At 36.1% G+C, this 23,398-nt stretch carries 16 protein-coding genes and 1 other RNA gene; 11 read left to right on the forward strand and 6 right to left on the reverse strand.

Annotated features, from left to right (window positions below):
* A partial coding sequence (locus A9G38_RS07705) for an IS5 family transposase (RefSeq protein WP_065623220.1) occupies positions 1 to 556 on the reverse strand: 556 nt, incomplete at its 3' end.
* A gap of 197 nt (positions 557 to 753) precedes the next feature.
* Here A9G38_RS07705 and A9G38_RS07710 point away from each other — a divergent pair.
* Positions 754 to 1,626, forward strand: coding sequence for an EamA family transporter (locus tag A9G38_RS07710; RefSeq protein ID WP_034915317.1), 873 nt, complete (start codon positions 754 to 756; stop codon positions 1,624 to 1,626).
* A 112-nt stretch (positions 1,627 to 1,738) separates the two neighbouring features.
* Here the strand turns inward: A9G38_RS07710 and ffh are convergent, their stop codons facing one another.
* The gene (ffh, locus tag A9G38_RS07715) at positions 1,739 to 3,106 is read right to left on the reverse strand and encodes a signal recognition particle protein (protein WP_034915314.1); all 1,368 of its coding nucleotides are present in this window, start codon (positions 3,104 to 3,106) and stop codon (positions 1,739 to 1,741) included.
* Between the two features lie 180 nt (positions 3,107 to 3,286).
* On the opposite strand from ffh, the gene A9G38_RS07720 reads away from it, so the two are divergent.
* From A9G38_RS07720 to A9G38_RS07750, 6 genes are all read left to right on the forward strand, one after another.
* Positions 3,287 to 3,670 carry a RidA family protein gene (locus A9G38_RS07720; RefSeq protein WP_034915311.1) on the forward strand — a complete coding sequence of 128 codons (384 nt, stop codon included), beginning with the start codon at positions 3,287 to 3,289 and terminating at the stop codon, positions 3,668 to 3,670.
* 269 nt (positions 3,671 to 3,939) lie between these two features.
* On the forward strand, positions 3,940 to 5,142 hold the full coding sequence (locus A9G38_RS07725) for an amino acid aminotransferase (protein ID WP_034915309.1): 1,203 nt from the start codon (positions 3,940 to 3,942) through the stop codon (positions 5,140 to 5,142).
* A gap of 35 nt (positions 5,143 to 5,177) precedes the next feature.
* Positions 5,178 to 5,309, forward strand: coding sequence for an entericidin A/B family lipoprotein (locus A9G38_RS07730; RefSeq protein WP_202112501.1), 132 nt, complete (start codon positions 5,178 to 5,180; stop codon positions 5,307 to 5,309).
* Between the two features lie 54 nt (positions 5,310 to 5,363).
* Positions 5,364 to 5,879, forward strand: coding sequence for a hypothetical protein (locus tag A9G38_RS07735; protein WP_034915307.1), 516 nt, complete (start codon positions 5,364 to 5,366; stop codon positions 5,877 to 5,879).
* 117 nt (positions 5,880 to 5,996) lie between these two features.
* The gene (gene galU / locus A9G38_RS07740) at positions 5,997 to 6,911 is read left to right on the forward strand and encodes a UTP--glucose-1-phosphate uridylyltransferase GalU (protein ID WP_034915305.1); all 915 of its coding nucleotides are present in this window, start codon (positions 5,997 to 5,999) and stop codon (positions 6,909 to 6,911) included.
* 719 nt (positions 6,912 to 7,630) lie between these two features.
* Positions 7,631 to 9,001 carry a hypothetical protein gene (locus A9G38_RS07750; RefSeq protein WP_034914538.1) on the forward strand — a complete coding sequence of 457 codons (1,371 nt, stop codon included), beginning with the start codon at positions 7,631 to 7,633 and terminating at the stop codon, positions 8,999 to 9,001.
* Between the two features lie 643 nt (positions 9,002 to 9,644).
* On the opposite strand, the gene ssrA is transcribed toward A9G38_RS07750, so the two are convergent.
* Positions 9,645 to 10,009: a transfer-messenger RNA gene (ssrA, locus tag A9G38_RS07755) on the reverse strand.
* A 317-nt stretch (positions 10,010 to 10,326) separates the two neighbouring features.
* Positions 10,327 to 10,473: an NAD(P)-dependent oxidoreductase gene (locus A9G38_RS12875; protein ID WP_080702374.1), complete on the reverse strand. Its 147-nt coding sequence runs from the start codon at positions 10,471 to 10,473 to the stop codon at positions 10,327 to 10,329.
* A 398-nt stretch (positions 10,474 to 10,871) separates the two neighbouring features.
* On the opposite strand from A9G38_RS12875, the gene A9G38_RS07760 reads away from it, so the two are divergent.
* Positions 10,872 to 11,957 (forward strand): 3-deoxy-7-phosphoheptulonate synthase, encoded by a 1,086-nt coding sequence (locus A9G38_RS07760; RefSeq protein ID WP_034914533.1) that lies wholly within the window; start codon positions 10,872 to 10,874, stop codon positions 11,955 to 11,957.
* 55 nt (positions 11,958 to 12,012) lie between these two features.
* Here the strand turns inward: A9G38_RS07760 and purL are convergent, their stop codons facing one another.
* Positions 12,013 to 15,915, reverse strand: coding sequence for a phosphoribosylformylglycinamidine synthase (gene purL / locus A9G38_RS07765; protein ID WP_034914530.1), 3,903 nt, complete (start codon positions 15,913 to 15,915; stop codon positions 12,013 to 12,015).
* Positions 15,916 to 16,587: 672 nt separating this feature from the next.
* Between purL and A9G38_RS07770 the strand changes: the two genes are divergently transcribed.
* Together A9G38_RS07770 and A9G38_RS07775 are read left to right on the forward strand one after the other, a co-directional pair.
* Positions 16,588 to 19,587, forward strand: a complete 3,000-nt coding sequence (locus tag A9G38_RS07770) for a DUF2339 domain-containing protein (protein WP_176713246.1) — start codon at positions 16,588 to 16,590, stop codon at positions 19,585 to 19,587.
* A 129-nt stretch (positions 19,588 to 19,716) separates the two neighbouring features.
* Positions 19,717 to 21,087, forward strand: coding sequence for a DUF3999 family protein (locus tag A9G38_RS07775; RefSeq protein WP_034914524.1), 1,371 nt, complete (start codon positions 19,717 to 19,719; stop codon positions 21,085 to 21,087).
* 199 nt (positions 21,088 to 21,286) lie between these two features.
* Here the strand turns inward: A9G38_RS07775 and glnS are convergent, their stop codons facing one another.
* Positions 21,287 to 22,963: a glutamine--tRNA ligase gene (gene glnS, locus A9G38_RS07780; RefSeq protein ID WP_034914521.1), complete on the reverse strand. Its 1,677-nt coding sequence runs from the start codon at positions 22,961 to 22,963 to the stop codon at positions 21,287 to 21,289.
* A 295-nt stretch (positions 22,964 to 23,258) separates the two neighbouring features.
* On the opposite strand from glnS, the gene A9G38_RS12880 reads away from it, so the two are divergent.
* On the forward strand, positions 23,259 to 23,398 hold a 140-nt coding region (locus tag A9G38_RS12880), incomplete at its 3' end, for a helix-turn-helix domain-containing protein (RefSeq protein WP_141671764.1).

Genomic DNA, 23,398 nt, shown 5'->3' on the forward strand with positions numbered 1-23,398 from the left:
CCGTTCGTCCGCCTTTTTGACGAACAAAGCACCGAAAAGGCTCGCTGTCATAACCTTTATCGGCTATCACTGTATTGACTTCATCGAGCTTTTCAACTAGGTTTTCTGCATAAGTGATATCATGTCGTTGTCCTTCAGAAAGCTCAAAACAAATAGGCAAACCACCACTATCAACCGCAAGATGAATTTTAGTTGAATTACCACCACAGCTCTGACCTATTTGCTCGGAATACTCCGTTGCAGCGCCTGTACTATGTTGATGAGCCCTGATAATCGAGCCATCTAGGAACACCCATTCAAAATCCGCTAGTTGTGATAAATGTTTGAAAATATCAACTAATATTCCTTTTTTAGACCACAAATTAAATCGCCTATAGACAGTGCTCCATTCACCAAACTCTTCTGGCAAATCTCGCCAAGGAATACCGGTTCTCATTCGGAAAAGGATCCCTTCAAACGTCATCCGATGCTCGGATTTATTATAAACTCGGCCGGTATTTTTCATTATTTGTAGTAGCTTTTCCCACCGTTTATCTGTTAGCATTGTTCTTGGCATGATGAATCGAGTTATGGTTGTTTTTGGCTGAATTATTATAACTCACATCATGCCGTCTAAAAAATAATCATGAAAGATCAACACGCCCTAGCCAATAAATCAATTAAATATATGCTTTTTATACTCAAACACATAGTTTCCTGAAACTTTTTGTCATTAGTTTCATATACAATAACTTTAATTTAAGGTAATTATTTATGCTTAAAAGGTTTTGGCCTGTTTTGTTAATTTTTATCTCGATGATTTCAGTGCAAGGCAGTGCCTCAATAGCCAAATATCTGTTTCCTGTATTAGGGCCTGAAGGGATGACAGCTTGGCGATTATTTTTTTCAGCAATTATGTTAATTTTAATATTCAAGCCGTGGCGTAAAACACTGACAAAACAAGCATTAAAATACATTTTTTTATACGGTATTTCAATTGGTTGTATGAATTTAGCGTTTTACAACGCAATCGCAAGAATTCCGCTAGGTATTGCAGTTGCCATTGAACTCACGGGGCCAATTATGGTGGCAATGTGCTCCTCACGTAAAGTACTTGATTTTATTTGGTTAGGTGTTGCTATTATTGGCTTGGCTATGCTTTTACCCATTGAACAAGCTTCAAGCAATTTAGATCCCAAGGGTATTTTATTTGCGCTATTAGCTGGAAGTGGTTGGGCGTGTTACATCTTATTTGGACGCAAAGCCAGCACTATTTATGGCTCAGCCAGCGTAGCGATTGGATCAGTCATTGCTTCGTGTTTTTTATTTCCTATTGGAATTTGGCAAAGTGGCAGTACCATGTTTTCGTTGGAATTGCTCCCAATGGTTTTTTTGGTCTCATTATTAGCATCAGCAATCCCTTATGGATTAGACATGATTGCACTACCAAAATTACCAGCACAAACATTTAGTACATTAATGAGCTTATCGCCTGTTTTTGCCGCGCTTTCTGGGTTCATTGTTTTGCATGAACAATTAACCCACTACCAGTGGTTAGCCATTATTTTTATTATTACCTCATCGATAGGTACAGTGCTAACTATGAGTCGTCCAGTAAAAATAAAATCGAGTAAACCAAAAAATTAAAACCACTATCGCACTATTTATAAGTGTGATAGTGGTTGTACGGTAAATTATAGTTAACAGTTACCAAGTACTCAGTTATAACTCATTTAGTTGAAAATTTAGCATTAATGACTTAACGAGGAGGTAATCCCATACCACCGCCCATTAATCCTTTCATTTGGCGCATCATCTTCATCATGCCACCACCTTTCATTTTTTTCATCATCTTTTGCATATCTTCAAACTGTTTTAACAGCTTGTTGACATCTTGAACTTGAGTTCCCGAACCGTTGGCAATACGGCGTTTACGAGAACCTTTAATGATTTCAGGATTAGCACGCTCTTTTAATGTCATTGAACCAATGATTGCTTCCATTTTGATGGTAATTTTATCATCCATCTGTGCTTTAATATGATCAGGAAGTTGACCAACACCTGGCAATTTAGCTAACAAAGCCCCCATTCCGCCCATATTACGCATCTGTTTTAACTGATCTTGGAAATCATTAAAATCAAATTTGTCACCTTTTTTTAGCTTCTTGGCAATTTTTTCTGCTTTTTCGCGATCGACGTTGCTTTGTAATTCTTCAATTAAAGATAGCACATCGCCCATCCCTAAAATACGTGAAGCAATGCGATCAGGATAAAATGGCTCTAAAGCGTCTGTCTTTTCACCCATCCCTAAGAATTTAATCGGTTTACCAGTAATGTGGCGAATTGATAACGCTGCACCGCCGCGAGCATCCCCGTCAACTTTTGTTAAAATTACACCAGTAAGCGGTAATGCATCATTAAACGCTTTAGCGGTATTAGCGGCATCTTGCCCTGTCATAGCATCGACCACAAATAGCGTTTCAATTGGATTGACAGCATGATGGAGCGCTTTGATTTCATCCATCATATCGCTATCAACATGCAAACGTCCTGCAGTATCAACAATTAACACATCAAAAAATTGCAATTTAGCATGAGAAATTGCTTTATTAACGATATTGACTGGCTTTTCAGCAATATCAGATGGAAAAACTTCAACATCAATAGCCTTAGCTAACGTTTCGAGCTGTTTAATCGCAGCAGGGCGATAAACATCGGCAGAAACAACCAACACTTTCTTTTTATGTTTTTCTTTTAAAAATTTAGCTAGCTTAGCAACGCTCGTTGTTTTACCTGCCCCTTGCAAACCTGCCATTAAAATTACTGCGGGTGGTTGAGTTGCCAAATTGAGCGAACTATTAACCTCACCCATAGCAGTTGTTAATTCTGCCTGAACTATTTTGATAAATTCTTGACCTGGGGTTAAGCTCTTATTGACATCTAATCCAACAGCCTTTTCTTTAACTTGATTAATAAATTCACGAACTACGGGTAGTGCAACATCTGCCTCAAGTAGTGCCATACGAACATCGCGCAATGCATCTTTGATATTATCTTCAGATAATCTTCCTCGACCACTAATATTGCGGAATGTCTGTGATAAACGGTCGGTTAAATTCTCGAACATATTAACTCTCGTAATAAATGAAAAATTGCCATTATCATATCAGAAAATTTCAATAAGTCCCACGATCATAATTTTGCACTGACTTGACACAAAATTGTGTTCCTGCTGAAATGAGGAAAGAGAAAAAGACGATTCTTAATAATCACAAAGCAGAATAAATTAAAAAGGAGAAAATCGGACATGGCAAAAGTAATTAGTACTGATAAAGCGCCAGCAGCTATTGGGCCTTATGTTCAAGCAGTAGATTTAGGTAATATGTTATTTGCCTCAGGACAAATTCCATTAGATCCAACAACTGGTGAAATGCCAACTTGTGTTAAAGAGCAAGCCAAACAAAGTTTAGCGAATGTTAAAGCGATCATCACTGCGGCAGGCTATCAAGTAAGTAATATCGTTAAAACGACTATTTTCTTAGCTGATATCAATGACTTTGCTACGGTAAATGCAGTGTACGAAGCCTTTTTTATTGAAAATAATGCATCTTTCCCTGCACGTTCTTGCGTACAAGTAGCTCGAATTCCCAAAGATGCCAAAGTCGAAATCGAAGTTATTGCCGCTAAATAAATTTGCTTATCAGATTAGCACCAATGGGTGCTAATTTTTGTCAAAAAGTTTCAGGTAACTATGTGTTTCAGTATAAAATTAATATAAAAACATAATTTTTGGGGTTATTTTGTTCTTTAATTCCTCTTATTAAAAACGGCAATTTTCCAACCAAAAATCAACTTAATTATTTGCTATTAAACTATTATTTAATGATTGATCGCCAATAGAGTTGGTGCAATAATCTACAATTATTTATTATTATTATTTGTACCAATTGGATTGTAAAAATGTTTGAAAAAGTAGAGCCGTACGCAGGGGACCCCATCTTATCACTAGTAACTGAATTTATTAATGATAGTCGAGACAACAAAATAAATTTAAGTATTGGTTATTATTATGATGAAAATAGCATAGTGCCTCAACTACAATGTATTAAAACGGCGCGTGATTATATCTATCATCACAACCAAGATGCTCAATTGTATTTACCCATGAGTGGCCTACCAGCTTATTGCCAAGCGATTCAATCTTTATTATTTGGTGAAGATCATTCGGCCTCTAAAGATAAACGTATCGCAACGATACAAACCTTAGGTGGATCGGGTGCTCTTAAAATAGGTGCTGATTTTTTATTTCGCTATTTCCCAAATTCACAAGTATGGGTCAGCGATCCAACTTGGGAAAATCACATCGCCATATTTAATGGTGCAGGTTTTAAAGTAAACCAATATCCTTACTTTGATGAACAAACATGTGGCGTAAAATTTGAAGCAATGCTTGAAACATTAAATCGATTACCTGCTAAAAGCATAGTCTTACTACACCCTTGTTGCCATAACCCAACTGGCGCTGATCTAACGCAAGCACAGTGGGATAAAGTAATAGCTGTTTTACAAGCACGAGATCTTATTCCATTTATGGATATTGCTTATCAAGGCTTTGGCAAAGGTATTGAACAAGACGTTTATGCGATTCGAAAAATGGCAGATGCAGGATTGTGTGGATTTGTTAGCAACTCATTTTCGAAAACATTTTCACTTTATGGTGAACGAGTGGGGGGATTATCTGTTTTATGTGATAACAGCCAGATCGCTAACCGCGTGTTAGGGCAGTTACAAGCAACGGTTCGCCAAAATTATTCAACCCCAGCAGCATATGGCGTGCAGTTAGTGAGTTATGTTTTAAATAATCCAGAACTTAAAGCACAATGGTTAAAAGAAGTCGACTCCATGAGAACTCGCATCGTAACCATGCGATCAACTCTAGTTGAATTATTAAAAAAAGCGGCACCTGATTGTCATTTTGATTATTTAGTAAAACAGCAGGGCATGTTTAGTTATACTGGTTTTAGTAAAGAGCAAGTTACACAATTAAAAGATACTTTTGCTATTTATTTGGTGGGTAGCGGAAGAATGTGTGTAGCGGGTTTAAATCACCATAATATCGAACGTGTGGCAGAAGCATTTGCTGCACTAAAACAATCATGTTAATAAAGGAGTGTATTTTTATGTTCCATAAAATGTTAATGTTAATATTAGGTATAGCAATGACGACTTTAGTTGTTGGATGTAACACCGTAAAAGGTGTTGGTCAAGATGTCGAATCGGGTGGAAAAGCCATTTCACATACAGCCGAAAAAGTGAGTGATAAAATGTAACTAAGGTTATAGACTATCTACAAATATTTTAATGTCTTAAATATATTTGGTTAAATGTCACGTATTTTATTTACAGTTACATTATTTTTACTTGTTGGGTGCAGCTCGTTAAACTTTCGAACTGCACCTTTAACTATGGAAAATTGTCAATATTCAAACCTGTCAGGTATTGAATTTTTATTAAACCCACTCCCTTCAAATAAACCAAGCTATCAGCATGTTTATATTAGCCAGAGTCGAGAAGGTAAACATTTGCCCAGTAGTTATGCAGGAATAAAAGGCAAATTAACCGATCAAATTCTTATTCGCAATTATCCCAAACAGACATTTTGGCGAACACCAAATTTATTCGAAAGAGCCTCTTTATATGATGATGGATATGATGACATTTACATCAGCAAAGCACAAAAAGAGGCACGTGATCGAAAAGCAAAATTTGTAGTAAGGCAAGCCGTGTTACAAAATTGCCAAATTGTTTATATCGCTATTGATTCTTTAGCTAAAGACAGAGATAATCCTTTGCTAATTGAATCTAACGATTTATCAATTATTAGACAGGCACAAAAGTGAGTGGCTGAATTACTCATATATAAAAGTCAGAATGAGTCAAAAATACATTTGTTAATGGTCGCCATAGTGAAATTACTCATAGCGACATAATTAGTTAATTTGTTTTAAGGAAATAAAATGACATCAAATTTAGAAAATTTAGTAAATGGAAAAGTAACAAAAGCGGTTATCCCTGTTGCAGGTTTGGGTACTCGTATGTTACCAGCAACTAAAGCTATTCCAAAAGAGATGCTCCCTGTTGTTGACAAGCCACTTATTCAATATGTAGTTAAAGAGTGTATTGCCGCAGGCATAACTGAAATTATATTTGTTACGCACTCATCAAAAAACTCAATTGAAAACCATTTCGATACCAGTTTTGAATTAGAAGCCATGTTAGAGGCGCGTGTTAAACGCCAATTATTACAAGAAGTACAAGGCATTTTACCTAAAAATGTCACCATAACTAGCGTCCGCCAAGGTTTGGCAAAAGGGCTTGGTCATGCGGTATTATGTGCTTATCCTTTAGTTGGTGATGAACCATTTGCTGTTGTTTTACCTGATGTGATTATCGATGAATACGAAAGTGACCTTGCTAGTGATAATTTAGCTGCAATGATCAAAAATTACCATGAAACCAAACATAGCCAAATCATGGTAGAGCCCGTGCCAAAAGAATTAGTTTCTTCTTACGGTATTGTTGATTGTCGTGGTCAAGAGCTATCTGCGGGTAATGTTGCACAAATGTACAGCGTAGTTGAAAAACCATCAGTTGAAGAAGCACCATCAAACCAATCCGTTGTTGGACGTTATGTTCTATCTGAAAAAATCTGGCCTTTACTAGCCAAAACGCCATTAGGTGCAGGCGGTGAAATTCAATTGACCGACGCAATTGCTATGTTACTTGAAGAAGATTGTGTTGATGCCTATTGCATAAAAGGTCGTAGTCATGACTGCGGTAATAAACTTGGCTATGTACAAACATTTGTACAATACGCAATGCGACATAAAAGCTTAGGTAGCGATGTTAAAGCTTGGTTAAAAACGCTTTAATTTTTGATTTAGGTTAGCTAGGTTTCGAATGTTTTGACCTTTTGTGGAAATAATTAACATCAGTGACAACATCCGAAACCATTACACAGCCCCCCTCTAAGCCTGCAATAACCGCTAGGTTTATTTAAAAATAAAAATTTCAATAAAATCAATAGTCCACCTGAACGATTTTAGAGCAAGAAACACGCTTATAGCACTACAATGTTAATCAGCCAGCTTTATCACAGCATCAAAATATGCCGATAACGAAGTAAAGCTAGTACGCCAAACTGGGCTGTTGGGTGTGTTTGTGTTTTAGATGTTATCAGCAATATTAATCATTCCGCAAAATACAAAAAATTATAAAACTAACAGCTTATTTTAATTAGAAAATTCACCTGTCTATAAAGACAAATCGTTTTCATCTTTACATTTCTTTACAAAAAAGTCCGCTAAAAAACTAGCCAACTATTTTATAAATGGCTATACTTTCGCCGTTATAGGAAAGCAAGCTTATTAAATAAGCAAATAATTATAAAAATCTAAATAAAACAAATAATTACTTGACAGGTAGACCATAATGCATTATCATTTTAGGCACAAGGCACTGGCAAACCTATGTCTTAAATTTATCAAATAATCCTATTCGACAAGTTTTTGCACGAAACTCATTTATATCATCGAAATTATCTCTCGAATTATTATCGAAATTATCCACAAAACTATCTTTAAAAATCCCATTGGCATTAGTGCCGTTGTTGTTATTGCCGTACTCCTTAGAATCGCAGGCATTATCAGCCACGACTTTTAAGCGCATTCACGGTACTGCACCTTATTTAACCTTTGATGGCGGTGTTACTAAAGTGACTAAAATAGAGGACTTATTAGGTATTAAGTTATCGGATGGTCGAACATTCACACCGCAAAATAATCCTTCATCACCAACCTCGCCAATCGAGTTATCTAATGTAGGGGATACTTTTGCTGATATTGAAATGATAGTTCCGCCATCAAGTGACTCAATAAATATAAATGACTTAGTGGCACAAGGTAAATGGGGCGATGATGATGGGGATGGACAGGGAGCAGGTGGAGTTACTGCATTAGGAAGTATATCGTTAGCAATAACGGATAAAGATGGCAATACCATTAATCGTAGTGATGCATTAGATATATGTAATGCACCTTATAAGGTAACTTTAAGTAGTACTGGAGGGAATTTAGCTACGCAGTATGGTGAGCCAAGAAGTAGTACTTTTAGTGGAGGAACAGCGGAGTATTATATCACTTTACCGTCACCGCCCGTTATTTGTGCGGTCAGGCCAAATCTATATGAAGGTACAGGCGATTATGCAGGTCCACCTAGCATGTGGAATCCAGCAAAGGGCTTTTTAGTTCAGTCAACAAATCCATCATCTTACGGTTTAAATTTTCCAACAACAGGTGCAGATGGATTGTATTTTGATTTGGATATAGTTGGGATAGATGCAAGTCAGTTGAGTTGGTCTGTTACCACATATGGTGGTAGTGGTGATATAACAGCAACGGTGAATTGGGTTTACTCAAACACGCAGGTAACATTGAATGGTCCTAAAGCTGATAGTACTCAGATGAATTCAGATAATCCAAGTCCACTTAGACGTCCTTCTTTGCCACAGACATTTGAGTTGGTTGGTAGGGATAGTCAAGGTAATGAGGTTAGGTATGGATTTGTGTTGAGGCAGTGGTTCGTCGATCGGGGACTTCGAAGAGATAGCCTTTCTAATCAAAGCACATGGTGTGATAGTTTGGGTTATCGTTTGTCACGGGTAAGGGATTTAACCAATGCGATTTGTTCTGGTTGGGGCATGAATAGTTACGCTCCTTGTACTGGTGCAGTAGGTGCCACGCCGTCGTCTAGTGGTAATGGTTACATGCGTTATGTAGGAGCAGGTTTTTTCACGGAGTGGGGCTACTTGGGCAACTACGTTGGTGCGGGCTTCTTCAACAACACCTGCTGGACAAGCGACACGATCGGTAGCAATGGCTTCTTTGTTCCCTCGTCCCACGGCTCCGTCGGCGGCACCGACGCTTCTTCCTACGCCTTCGGTGCTGTTTGCACCACACCTTAGTTTTTAGCGTTTAGTTCTTGATCCTTCGGGTGCGGAAGGGGGTTATGGTGCCTGAGAGGACAATATAAAAAAGAATAAAGCCCCAGCGCAAGTTGGGGCGCTGAGCAGGCAAAGTCTGTGAGCATTGTGCTTTAATTCTAAAAGTCCTATGATTTTGGCTGTTTGATTCATTTCTGAATCTCCTTTTGTGTTATAAAATAACTTGAAAGTCAGATTAAGTAAAGACTATTACAATTAATGTTTTCTTAACTAGCAAACAACTTTGTGCTTTCAACTCAATAATTTAAATAAAATTCCTTTCCCCCATCTTAATTAATAAAACTGGGGGGAATTCATTTAAGAAATTAATTATAATTAGTAAAATAAACTAACAAAACACACTATCAATCTTCAACTTACAATACTCAACAGCGTCATGTAGCATCACAAAATCGGCGATATCATATAGTGTTTTCTGCGTTTGATAGAACACGTAATTGTGATCGTCGTCGCTGTTGATAATGTAGCAACAAAATACTCTTGAAAAAATACACGTGCATTTTTATGTCCTGATACAGTCTGTTTTAAGTCGGTTTTATGTATAGAAAGACAGTAGTATTATTTTATATCATATTTATTTTATTGATTATTTTTGCTTGGTGGGTGGTGGAGCTGGCGGGAGTTGAACCCGCGTCCGAAATCTCTACATCCTCGGTACTACATGCGTAGTTTGTTTTTGAATTTCATCTACCCGCTGCGAACAAACACGCTACTGATAGACTAGCTTGATTAGGTTTAATGCTTTCACCCCAAGCAAGGCTTCCACACGATCTCGTTTGGGTTTGACTCCTCTTTATCCCCGTCCTACGAGCGGAGGCTAGGGAGAGAAGGCTCTATACAGGTTATTAAGCTGCTAGTGCGTAGTTTTCGTCGTTTGCGACTATTTTTTTGCGGTTTATTTACGAGGCCTACCGCACCTCGGCATGCACCTTGGGTTTCGCAAATCCCGTCGAATCCAGAATCAGCCCCAATTGTGAATTGTAACTAAAAACAATATTAGGGCATTATAGGTGAATTTAAAATGGAATACAAGTTAGTCAGCTTCAAGGTTGGTCTAGCTATCAGCAAATTTTTCATCTTTTAATGCTGCACATTATCAACAGCATATTTTTGCCTTCACATATCGCATTTCAGCCGTTGTAGAGCCGACTTGATGTGATAATAAAACATTTTAAATGTTTGTCGTAAAAGGGGAATTGGTAGGTAGTGGCTCAATTTCAAATGCATCAAGTCCTGTGGCTTTGCTCGTTTTATTTTTAGTACTTCAAGCGGCGCTTGTTGATCAACTATTTTTCACAGGCATCATTAATAAGTATTGCCGAAGGCTTCATTAAAGCTAATTTTTCTTTTGTGAATAGTTGAATAGTTTTTTTTGTTAATGGGAGAATGGTAACAACAAAATTGGCTTGTTTGAATACATTGCCTAAAAATATATAATCATGCGGCTAAGTTAGCTGGTAAAGTAGCAGAGCGTAAATATTTTTCAGCTATGTCACTTAATATCAAAGTAATCATTAAAACTTCCAATAAATATACATAACCCAAATAACGCCTTATCATCAGCAGAATATTATGCTTTCATAACATAAAATAGCCATCAAAAACCCGCTATAAAGATGTAAACATTTTATTACAACATTTGCTTAAATTGTCATTACACTAACTTTTTAAACTAAATTTATAATTAAATAACAAATCATAAAACAATTATGATTGGATAAATAATAAAAATTCCATTTACTATTGTGTAATTTTGTGTTTACATAATAATTGTTTGTGTAATTGTTATTTTACATATAAAAATATAAATGATTTTAACAAGGAAAATAAAATGTTAAAAGATACTTTAAATAATGTTCGAATCAGAGACGAACATATGTTAATCACACCTGAAGAAATCAAACAGCTTTACCCTCTTTCTCATGATTTAGAAAATCAAATTGCCTTATCACGCCAAACTGTTGTGGATATCTTAGAACGACGTGATCACCGCTTACTTATTGTATGTGGTCCTTGCTCTATTCATGATCCTGTTGCTGCAATTGAGTATGCGCATAAATTAAAAAGACTATCAGACGAAGTTAAGGATCACTTATTTATTGTCATGCGTGTTTATTTTGAAAAACCAAGAACCACTGTTGGTTGGAAAGGTATGATTAACGATCCTCACATGGATAGCTCATTTGATATTGAGCATGGACTAAAAAAAGCCCGTAAATTACTGCTTGATATTACTCAAATTGGCTTGCCTATTGCAACTGAAGCACTAGATCCCAACACACCACAATACATTGGCGATTTAATTAGTTGGTCTGCAATCGGGGCAAGAACTACTGAATCACAAACGCATCGAGAAATGGCATCTGGCCTATCAATGCCTGTTGGTTTTAAAAATGGAACTGATGGCAGTTTAGATGTTGCAATTAATGCCATGAAATCAGCCTCTATGCCTCATCGTTTTGTAGGAATTAACCAAAAAGGACAAGTAACGGTTTTACAAACAACTGGCAATTCTCATGGACATGTTATTTTGCGTGGCGGTAAAACACCAAATTATGATGCTGAAAATGTCGCATTGTGCGAAACACAAATGAAAAAGGCAGGATTGTTACCTAACTTAATGGTTGACTGTAGCCATGCAAATTCAAATAAAGATTATAGAAATCAACCTATTGTTGCTAATTCCATTATCGAGCAAATAGAAAAAGGCAATAATTCAATTATTGGTGTAATGATTGAAAGTAACTTATTTGAAGGAAATCAGCCTTCCGAACAACTACCAGAAAACTTTAAATATGGCGTATCTGTGACTGACGCATGTATTAACTGGGAAGAAACAGACGAGCTATTACGAAAAATGGAGCACGTTTTAGCGCAGCCACTTATCGAAAGACAAAAGCACTCAGTTACTGCTTAAACTACTCAACAGATAAACATATCGCCGACACCATTGTCGGCGATCTTTGTTTTATTTAACCTAATTGCTTACGAGCATTACGGAATATTCTCATCCAAGGGCTATCTTCACCCCAGTTATCAGGATGCCATGAATTAGTTACTGTTCTAAATACCCGTTCTGGATGTGGCATCATAATAGTTGCCCGCCCATCTTGAGATGTCACTGCAGTAATACCGTTTGGCGAACCATTTGGGTTAGCAGGGTATTGCTGTGTTACTTTGCCAAAATGGTCAATATAACGTACGGCAATTAATCCTGATGCCTCTAAACGGCTTAGATGAACATCATCACCCACTTCAACACGTCCTTCCCCATGTGAAACAGCAATTGGCATATGCGAACCAGCCATATCAGTAAATAGCAACGAAGGGCTTGATTGAATTTGCACTAAACTAAAGCGGGCTTCAAAACGTTCTGACGAATTACGAACAAAACGAGGCCACAAATCCGCTCCCGGAATTAGATCTTTAAGATTCGACATCATCTGACAACCGTTACAAACCCCTAACGATAAAGTATCTTTGCGATGGAAGAATCGTTCAAACTCATCACGCACTTTTTTATTAAATAAAATAGATTTAGCCCAACCTTCACCTGCTCCTAAAACATCGCCATAAGAGAAGCCACCACAAGCAACCAGTGTACTAAATTGACTAAGTGTAATTCGACCAGAAAGTAAATCTGTCATATGTACATCGATTGCTTGAAAGCCTGCTCTATCAAATGCTGCTGCCATCTCGACATGCGAGTTAACACCTTGTTCACGCAAAATGGCCACTTTAGGTTTTGTACCTTTGGCAATATAAGGCGCAGCAATATCGGCTTGCAGATCAAAAGTTAGCTGCACATTTAATCCTGGATCATCTTCATTTTGTTTAGCTTGATGTTCTTGATCTGCACATTCAGGATTATCACGTAAACGTTGCATTTGCCATGTCGTTTGCGCCCACCATGTTCTCAAGGTTAAGCGTGATTCACTGTATACTGTAGCCGAGTTATCACGCATAATAATTTGTTGACCAGTTTTAGCACTACCAAGAACATGAACCGCATGGGATAAGCCAAACTGCTTAAAGCAAGCCATCACATCATCTAAACGATTATTAGCTACTTGAATAACTGCGCCTAATTCTTCATTAAATAACGAAGCAATCACATCATGACCTAACGAGGCAATATCTACATCAATACCACAATGTCCAGCAAAAGCCATTTCGGCCAATGTCACAAACAGTCCACCATCAGAACGATCATGATAAGCAAGCAAAGCATTTTGGCTTACTAAAGCCTGAATCGCATTATAAAAAGCAAGCAGCTCTTTAGGATCATGGACATCCGCTGTTTTTTGCCCTAAATGACGATACACTTGGGCTAGTGCGGTGGCTCCTAGTGCTTGATGGCCTTTCGATAAATCAACCAACAATAAAGTATTATCCTGATCAGTACGCAATTGTGGTGTCACTGTTTTACGCACATCTTCAACACGCGCAAATGCCGAAATCACCAATGATAATGGTGAAGTCATGGTTTGTTGCTCACCATCTTGTTGCCATGTCGTTTTCATGGACATCGAATCTTTACCAACAGGAATAGCAAGCCCTAAAGCTGGGCATAACTCTTCACCAATAGCTTTAACGGCCTCATAAAGACCAGCATCTTCGCCCGGATGTCCTGCCGCTGCCATCCAGTTAGCTGAAAGCTTAATCCGTTTGATATTACCGATATTGGTTGCGGCAATATTAGTAATTGCCTCACCAACTGCAAGCCTTGCTGATGCGGCAAAATTAAGTAACGCAACTGGCGCACGTTCACCAATTGACATAGCTTCACCATAATAACTATCCAAACTTGCAGTAGTCACAGCACAATCAGCAACCGGTACTTGCCAAGGCCCGACCATTTGATCACGAGCAACCATACCCGTCACTGAACGATCGCCAATGGTAATTAAAAAGGTCTTTTCGGCAACGGTTGGCAAATGTAGAATGCGTTTGACCGCATCATATAAATTAATTTCAGAAGTTGAAAAATTATCACCATGTGCTTGGTGAGTTTTAACATCACGTTGCATTTTAGGCGTTTTACCAAGTAGCACATCTAATGGCAAATCGATGGGATGATTATTAAAATGCTCATCATGCAAGGTAACCGCCTTATTGGCTGTTGCCTGACCAATCACCGCATAAGGTGCACGCTCACGCTGACAAAGTTCAGTAAATAATGCCAATTTATCGGGATGAATCGCAAGCACATAACGTTCTTGTGATTCATTACACCAAACTTCTAGTGGTGACATACCTGGTTCATCGCTAAGTATTTTACGAAGCTCAAACTGACCACCACACCCACCATCGCTAACAAGTTCAGGCATTGCATTAGACAAACCTCCAGCACCAACATCATGAATAAATAAGATAGGATTATCTTCACCAAGTTGCCAACAGCGATCGATAACTTCCTGACAACGGCGCTCCATTTCAGGATTATCACGCTGAACAGAAGCAAAATCCAAATCAGCATCAGACTGACCCGACGCCATAGACGAAGCCGCCCCGCCACCTAAGCCAATATTCATAGCAGGACCACCTAAAACAATCAGTTTAGAGCCAGCTGGAAACTCACCTTTTTGGATATGTTCACGGCGAATATTACCCATACCACCAGCTAACATAATCGGTTTATGATAACCTCGAAGCTCCTCGCCATTATGGCTATTAACCTTTTCTTCATAAGTACGGAAATACCCTAACAAAGCCGGACGCCCAAATTCATTATTAAACGCCGCACCACCTAAAGGGCCATCCATCATAATATCAAAGGCGCTCACAATGCGATCAGGCTTACCAAAATTTTGCTCCCAAGGTTGTTCAAAATTAGGAATACGTAAATTAGAAACTGAAAACCCTACTAAACCAGCTTTAGGTTTAGCACCTCGACCAGTTGCACCTTCATCACGAATCTCACCTCCACTGCCCGTTGCCGCACCCGGCCAAGGTGATATTGCTGTTGGATGATTATGTGTTTCAACTTTCATTAAAATATCTGCATATTCTTGATGATAGCAGTAGGTTTTATTCTCATTATCCGCAAAAAAGCGCCCAACGATTGAACCGTCCATCACTGCGGCATTATCCTTATAAGCGGACGAAACATAATCAGGAGTGTGTTCAAAAGTATTTTTGATCATCTTAAACAGTGATTTAGGCTGCTTTACCCCATCAATAACCCAATCGGCATTAAAAATTTTGTGACGACAATGCTCGGAATTGGCTTGTGCAAACATATAAAGTTCAATATCAGTAGGATTACGATTTAGTTTTTTAAAGTTCTCAACTAAATAATCAATCTCATCAGATGCTAACGCCAAACCTAATTTAAGATTAGCCTCATCTAATGCAGCACGACCTTGACCTAATAAATCAATGGTTGTCACTGGCGCAGGTGATTCAACATGAAATAACTGCTCGGCTTGATCAACATGGCTAAAGACCGCTTCCATCATGCGATCATGAATTAATGCTATAAAATCGTTTTTTTGACAATCGGTTAATTCTGAACTTACTTGCACATAATAAGCAATCCCCCTCTCAATACGGCGAATCTGTGGTAAACCGCAATTATGTACAATATCAGTTGCTTTTGATGACCAAGGCGAAATCGTTCCCACTCTTGGCGCCACTAAAAAGAGTTGCTTGCTAGCCGTTTGTTTAACATTGATTTGTGCATTTTTTGGACCGTATTGTAATAATTTATCTAACGTTAACTGTTGTTCAGCCGTCAATTCGCCTGCCAAATCAACAAAATGCAGGTATTGGGCTTCAATATTGATAACAGGGATAGATTTCTTACAACAAGCAGATAAGATTTTACTAATACGAAATGGAGATAACGCAGAGCAGCCAGCTAAAATTTTCATAAAAATTACTCTTTTTAAGCTAAAAATAGAGAAGAAATAAGACAATATTATAAAAGAAAGCGCACGATGTGGCTATATTAAATACAGTTAATCAGGAGATAGATAAAAATTCTGTTTTTTAACCAAAAGAAATAACCAAAAAGAAAAATAAAATCATTATGATATATAATTCTTTTTTACTAAGAATTGGATCTATTTTGGTAAGTGAAATGAATTAAGTATGAGGGTTAGGATATTTTGATACAGGAATAAGGTAGGTATATTGACCTTGCAGTATTATGAAAAAGTTTTTTACTCTAAAATCATTCAGGTAGAGTATTGATTTTATTGAATTTTTCTATTTAAGCGTTTTTAGTAAAATCAAGCATTTATAAGATATTTAGTACTAGAGCTTTTATATTTCATTTAACTGTTAAATTTTAGCAAATAAATTTCAATTAACTAAAATTCTAAATAAAAAAACAAATTATTATCAAGTTACTCTAATGATAGTTTATTCAAACATATTGATTTATTGATTAATTACTGATTTACTGTTCATCAGCAAAATACTAACTTAATATTTTAATTAACGATAAAAACAAATAAGTGATCATGAAATAAAAAATATAAGGAAAAATTGGTATGGAATTTCTTTTTTATTTCTTATTCTTCGCAATAGTAATAATTATAGTGGCATTTATTAATCTTTCTAGTTTGAAAGATCAAATTGTCCGGTTAAGAATTCAGTTAACAGAGGTACAAGAAACCCTTTTATCACTCAAAGAACAACTTTATCAGCAAAATAGCTCGGTTGAGTTAGAAGAAAATTCCAATTTAATTCATAAAACGACGTCCGAGCCAATTAATTATTCAGAAAATTCAGATGAAAAAGAGGATATTGAGCACGATAATACTAATTCGCAATTTGAATATTCAAATAGCAATACTACTGAAGAAACATCGGATATTGCTGTTCAAATAGAGCCTCCAACCGAAATTTCTTTACCTTGTGCAGCTAATAATAACCATTTAAACGATGGACTTTTGCAACTTAATGAGCAAAATGCCCCCGCTCTGTTACAAGAAAATATGCAACTTGATTCAGTAACAGTAGAACAACCCGATTCTCAATATCAAGAACTCAGTCAGGAAGAAGAGTTACCAACATTAGCTAGCGAATCTCTGGCGATAGAAACTCCAGAACAAGAAAAAATCAATCTTGATGAAACTACATCACAAACAACAGATCCATTTAACCCACAATACAGACCAGTTACAAGTACTGAACCCAATCCGTTATTTATTTTTTTTAATTGGTTAATTAAAGGCAATGTAATTGCCAAAATTGCTATTGTGATCTTATTTTTAGGTCTAACCTATCTATTTAAATACAGTATTGAACATGATTATATTTCACCTGAGGTCAGGATCTTAGGAACCTTAGTATTAGGTTTTGTTTTATTAGGAATCGGTTGGAAATTAAGACATAAACGAGAAATCTACGCCTTAATACTACAAGGCGGTGCCTTTGCTGTTTTATATCTGACCATATTTGCCGCCTATAGGTTATACGAACTTGTACCTATGTTAATGACGTTTACTATTTTGTTAATCATTTGCTCAACAAGCATTTTATTTTCCATTTTGCAAAGAGCTATGAGCTTAGCAATTATAGCCAGTATCGGCGGTTATGTGACACCGATTTTACTATCCAATGGTTCAGACAATCATATTGCTTTATTTAGTTATTATTTGATGATTTCCAGTGCTATTTTAGTTGTTAGCATCTGGCAGTCTTGGCGAATACTTAATTTATTAGGATTTTTATTCACCTTTGTAATATCTCTACTATGGGGAATGAGTAATTTCTGCCCTGAGTTTTACATTGAATGCCAAATATTTATCATCGCTAATATGTTAATTTATGGTATTTTAGCTGTTTTATTCTCGGTTCGATGTTTTAATAAAGAACATAATCAAAATGCTATTGATTTAATTTTACTATTTGGCACACCGTTATCTGGTTTTGCATTACAATATTCTATTACCAATCAGTGGGAATTCGGACCTGCATTTTCATCATTGGCATTTGGTCTATTTTATATTTTTGGCTCTTATTTCATTCTGCGCTTATTGAAATCTTCAGCAAAAAAAATCTCGCTTTATGGCTTGGCCATTGGTCTATCATTTAGTACGTTGGCTATTCCACTTGCCTTTAGTGCCAATTGGACTGCCACAATTTGGTTATTTGAAGGAACAGCATTAAGTTGGATTATGCTTTCGCAAAAACATTATCGTACTGCTTTATTAGGTGTCGCAATTACATTATTTGGTATTGTTTCCGCTTGTATATCTTTCGAATATGAACAATTAAATCCGAGCTCAATTACACTACTACTTGGTATTATAAGTACCATTTTACTAGTAAATGCCTGTTTATGGCATTGCTATGATCGTAGAATTAATATAAATAATTTACCTAAAACGATGTTTATTGCTATTGCTGTTGTATTTTGGGTAATATGGATTTTATCAAGTATTTATTTACATATTGACAATACAACACCAAAAGTATTACCAATTTTATTATGCTTCACTTTTTCTTCATGGCTATGGTATATCGTTGGGAAAAAAATCAATTGGCATCAGCTCTGTTATTCTGGGTTAACCTTATGGCTAATGATATTACTAGCTTTATTTAAAAGTTATGCCGAATCCTACTATTTATTAAACTCCGGCATTTGGAGCGTGGTTTGGATCATAGCCTTTGTTAGTGCTTACTATTATTTACATATTGGAAAGGCACTTATCACAAACAGTATTGTAAATCGTAGTTTTAAAATAAATAAACAAAATACTTATCGTTTATTTGATATGTTACACATCAGTTTATTTTGGATGATTTTATACTGGATAACACGAGAATCTACTCATTTACTTAATCAATTACCATGGGGATACGAAGTAATAAAATGGAGTGTAACTGCAACTATTGCAAGCAGCATTATTCTACTATTTTATATACTGATTAAACGCCAAATTATGACCACAATATCATTAATTAAATCTTATTGGATGATAGGCTTATTACCTATTGTTATCTATTTAGGATTTTATTTAATAATTGGGCTTGGTATGAGTGGTCAAATCATTTATTGGAATTATGTTCCTATCATTAATCCACTTGAAGAAAGTGCAATCTTTGCTTTAATGATGTTTAGCGTTTGGTTAAAACTTGCAATAAACCATTTACAACTAAATAGTAGGATAATGAATCTTGCAAACTTTAAAATACCATTACCTAATATGGTTCTAGTGCCTTTAATTGTTTTAACCTTTTTCTGGGGAAACAGTATCGTTTTACGCTGCTTAAGCCAAATATTTGACATATCTTGGACAGCTAATTCTTTATGGCACAATAATATTGTCCAAATGACTGCATCATTACTTTGGATGTTAACTGCAGTAATATTGGTGACTATTGGACACCGTTATTCACTTCGGAAAATATGGTATAGCGGTGAATTTATTCAAGTGATCGTTATTATTAAATTAATATTTGTAGATATTCGTGAGCTTGATGGATTACTTCGTGCATTTGCCTTTATTGGTGTTGCGTTATTAATGCTGTTAATTGGGTATCTAGCACCATTACCGCCTAAGTTAAAAAATGATGATACTGATGAATAAATACACTATAAAAAATAGGTTTAAGTTTAACAATGACGTTTTCAGAAATCATTCTGATAATATCATTCAGTTTAATATAACAATAAATAAAAATTCATGAATGTTATTGATTATTATGGATAAAAAATTATGAAAAAATTTTTATTGAGTTCGCTGTTATTAATAAGTGGATTTAGCCAAGCGATAGACAAAACTAACCAGTATGCCTATGGTGCCATGATTGATATCTCCAACGATACTAGCATGTATAGCAGAATAGAACTGACTCATGATGTTTATACACAAACATTATCAAGTTCATTAGATGATATTCGCATTTTTAACCAAAAAGGTCAGCCTGTACCTTATGCATTAGTCAATGTTTATCAGCAAAGTGATAATAATCAAACTTTCCCAGTAGCTATTTACGCGTTAAATCAAAACGAAGATGAAGATCAAAGCAAAATGGCGATTGAACAGTATAATATCAATATCAATAATAAAGATATTCAAATTTATCTCGATAAAGCAAATAGCCAAGGTGACTATAACGCAAGGTATTTATTGCAAATTCCCGAAGATGTAAAGTTAGAACAAGCCATAAGCCGTTTATCCATTGATTTTGATGTAGCTGAAAATCAAAATTGGCAAGCAATTGCTAAATTGCTTTATAGCCAAGATTTAAGTAATTGGCAAACTGCACTCAATAATGTTCCAATGATGTCTTTGACTGATAACAATAGTAATCAGTCACTTAGAGTAAATACAATTGATATACCAACAAACACTAATTACAAAGCACGCTATTGGATTTTATTATTAAAGTCAGATCAATCCACTATTCCTAACGTCAAAAAAATTGAATTTACTTCAAGAAAAGAAACACCAAAATTAGCTCTTTTCCCAATTAACTTCGAACTAATATCATCAGATGGTCAAGAAGCAACTTATCAGTTACCATCACCTCAACCAGTTAGAGAGTTATCAATTAAGCTACAAAACCCACGTATGGTTTTACCTACTAGCATCTATTATAAAACCGATGACAAAGATAAAACATGGCATAAACTTGATGACTATATTATTCGAAACTTAGATAGCAATGATCATAGCCAACATATCAGTGCTGGATTAATTATTAAACAATTAAAAATTAAAGCCATCAACGCAAGCTTTGATGAAGCACCACAACTAACAGCTTACCGCAATCGCATGAGTGTTGTTTTTAATAGCGCCAATAATGGTCCCTTCATTCTAGCTTGGGGATCAGCAAAAGCAATGTCTGCATCGTTAAGTGAAAAAGCATTACTTTCAGATTCAATATCTGTAGTTGATGTACCACAAGCCTTTGTTGGTGAAAATATTAAACTAGCAGGTCAAAAAGTATTATCCCAAGCAAATAATGATCCGACAAGAGATTCAATTTTACCTAAATGGTTAATTTGGGTTAGCTTAGTTATTGGCGCTATCATATTAATTATTATTGCATTAAAATTACTTAACGAAGTTAAAAAGTCATAAAAATGAAAGCTAAAATATAAAAATGACTAGAAAGAAGCACTTAATAGAAATTTACTTTATTGAGTGCACCACACATCTAAATACTGATAATTTTTAATTAGATAAGATGATAGAGACAATAAAAGGCTTTGATTTTGGCTTAAGTCATTGTGGTAACGAACATTCGCCGACTTAAGTCGGCGAATTGTAGCATATTAAATTACGCTTCGTTCCAGCTATCTCTTAACCCTACGGTTCGGTTAAACACTAGCTTATCTTCAGTTGCAAACTTGCTATCTAAACAGAAATAACCTTCTCGTTCAAATTGATAAGCTTTCCCCGCCTGAGCTTTTTGTAAACTTGGTTCAACAAGACCTTGCTTAATCACTAACGAAGTAGGATTAATGGTTGATAAAAAGTCCTCTGCTGCACCTGGATTTGGCGTATTAAATAGACGATCATACAGGCGAATTTCGGCTGGTTTTGCAAATTTAGCTGAAACCCAATGAATTACACCTTTGACTTTACGACCATCTTCAGGATTTTTATTTAAGGTTGCTGGATCATAACTACAATAAATCGTTTGAATATTACCTTCGGCATCTTTTTCTACTCGATCTGCTCGAATCACATAGGCATTACGCAATCGCACTTCTTTACCTAATACTAAGCGTTTGTAGTTTTTGTTGGCTTCTTCTCGAAAATCCGCACGATCAATATAGATTTCACGAGTGAAAGTGACTTCTCGATGACCCAGTTCAGGACGATTTGGATGATTTGGCATACTAAGCACTTCATCAATAGTATCCGAGAAGTTTTCAATGACAACTTTAACCGGATTAAGCACCGCCATAGCACGAGGCGCATTTTCGTTAAGATCTTCGCGAATACAAAACTCAAGAGTACTCATTTCTACGGTATTTTCTTGTTTTGTCACACCAATTCGACGACAAAATTCACGGATCGAAGCTGGTGTATAACCACGACGACGTAAGCCTGAAACAGTCGGCATACGCGGATCATCCCAACCATCAACAATCTTTTCTGACACAAGTAAATTTAATTTACGTTTTGAAGTAATCGCATATTCAAGATTTAATCTTGAAAATTCATACTGATGAGGCCGTGCCTCGATTGTAATATTATCTAATACCCAGTCATATAAACGGCGATTGTCTTGGAATTCAAGTGTACAAAGTGAATGGGTAATATTTTCGATCGCATCAGAAATACAGTGGGTGAAATCGTACATTGGGTAAATACACCATTTATTACCTGTTTGGTGATGTTCTGCAAATTTAATACGATATAATACTGGATCTCGCATCACAATAAATGGTGATGCCATGTCAATTTTAGCACGCAGACATGCTTTTCCTTCGGCAAATTTTCCCTCTTTCATTTGGGTAAAAAGCGCTAAATTTTCATCGATGCTACGATCACGATAAGGGCTATTTTTACCCGGTTGAGTAAGTGTTCCTCGATATTCACGGATTTCATCAGCTGAAAGCTCGTCAACATAAGCAAGTCCCTTATTGATTAGCTCAATAGCATATTCATATAATTGGTCGAAATAGTCAGATGAGTAACAAATTTCACCATCCCATTCAAACCCTAACCAACGGACATCTTCTTTAATCGACTCAACATACTCTATATCTTCTTTAGTCGGATTGGTATCGTCAAAACGTAAATTACATTTACCTTTATAATCTTGCGCAATACCAAAATTTAAACATATTGATTTAGCATGACCAATATGTAAATAACCATTAGGCTCTGGAGGAAAACGTGTGTGCGTAGTTTTATATTTTCCTGCTGCTAAATCAGCATCAATAATTTGGCGAATAAAATTAGATGGACGATTATCTGTTTCGCTCGGTAATGAACCGCTCATAAAAAAAACCTCTGGTGATATATTTATTAATAACAAATTGAGAATATTTGCTATATTATTGCTTATTATGTAATGAATATAACAAATTTTTCTTATTTCTGAAATGGAAAACAAACGATTCACATCGACAAAATTAATCTTTGATTAAACCCTGCTATTTTTAACAAAAAAACATATCTTTTTAGCAAAAATCCTGGATTCAAACATGAAGTGCAATTTTAAACACGGTGGAGTGAAGAAAGTAGAAAGGTGATTTATACTAGCACCTTCGCACCACCACAGTTTGGAGATTGCTATGTATTATAATCACCTTTCTAGGAAGGAAAGATACCAGATTTTCGTATTATTACAAGCCGGAAAGAATAAAAAAGAGATAGCCCAGCTACTCAATAGACATCCTTCGACAATAAGTCGAGAGATAAAAAGAAACTCAAA

The organism is Gilliamella sp. Imp1-1, assembly GCF_001690415.1.
In the GTDB taxonomy this organism is placed as follows: Bacteria; Pseudomonadota; Gammaproteobacteria; order Enterobacterales; family Orbaceae; genus Gilliamella; species Gilliamella bombi.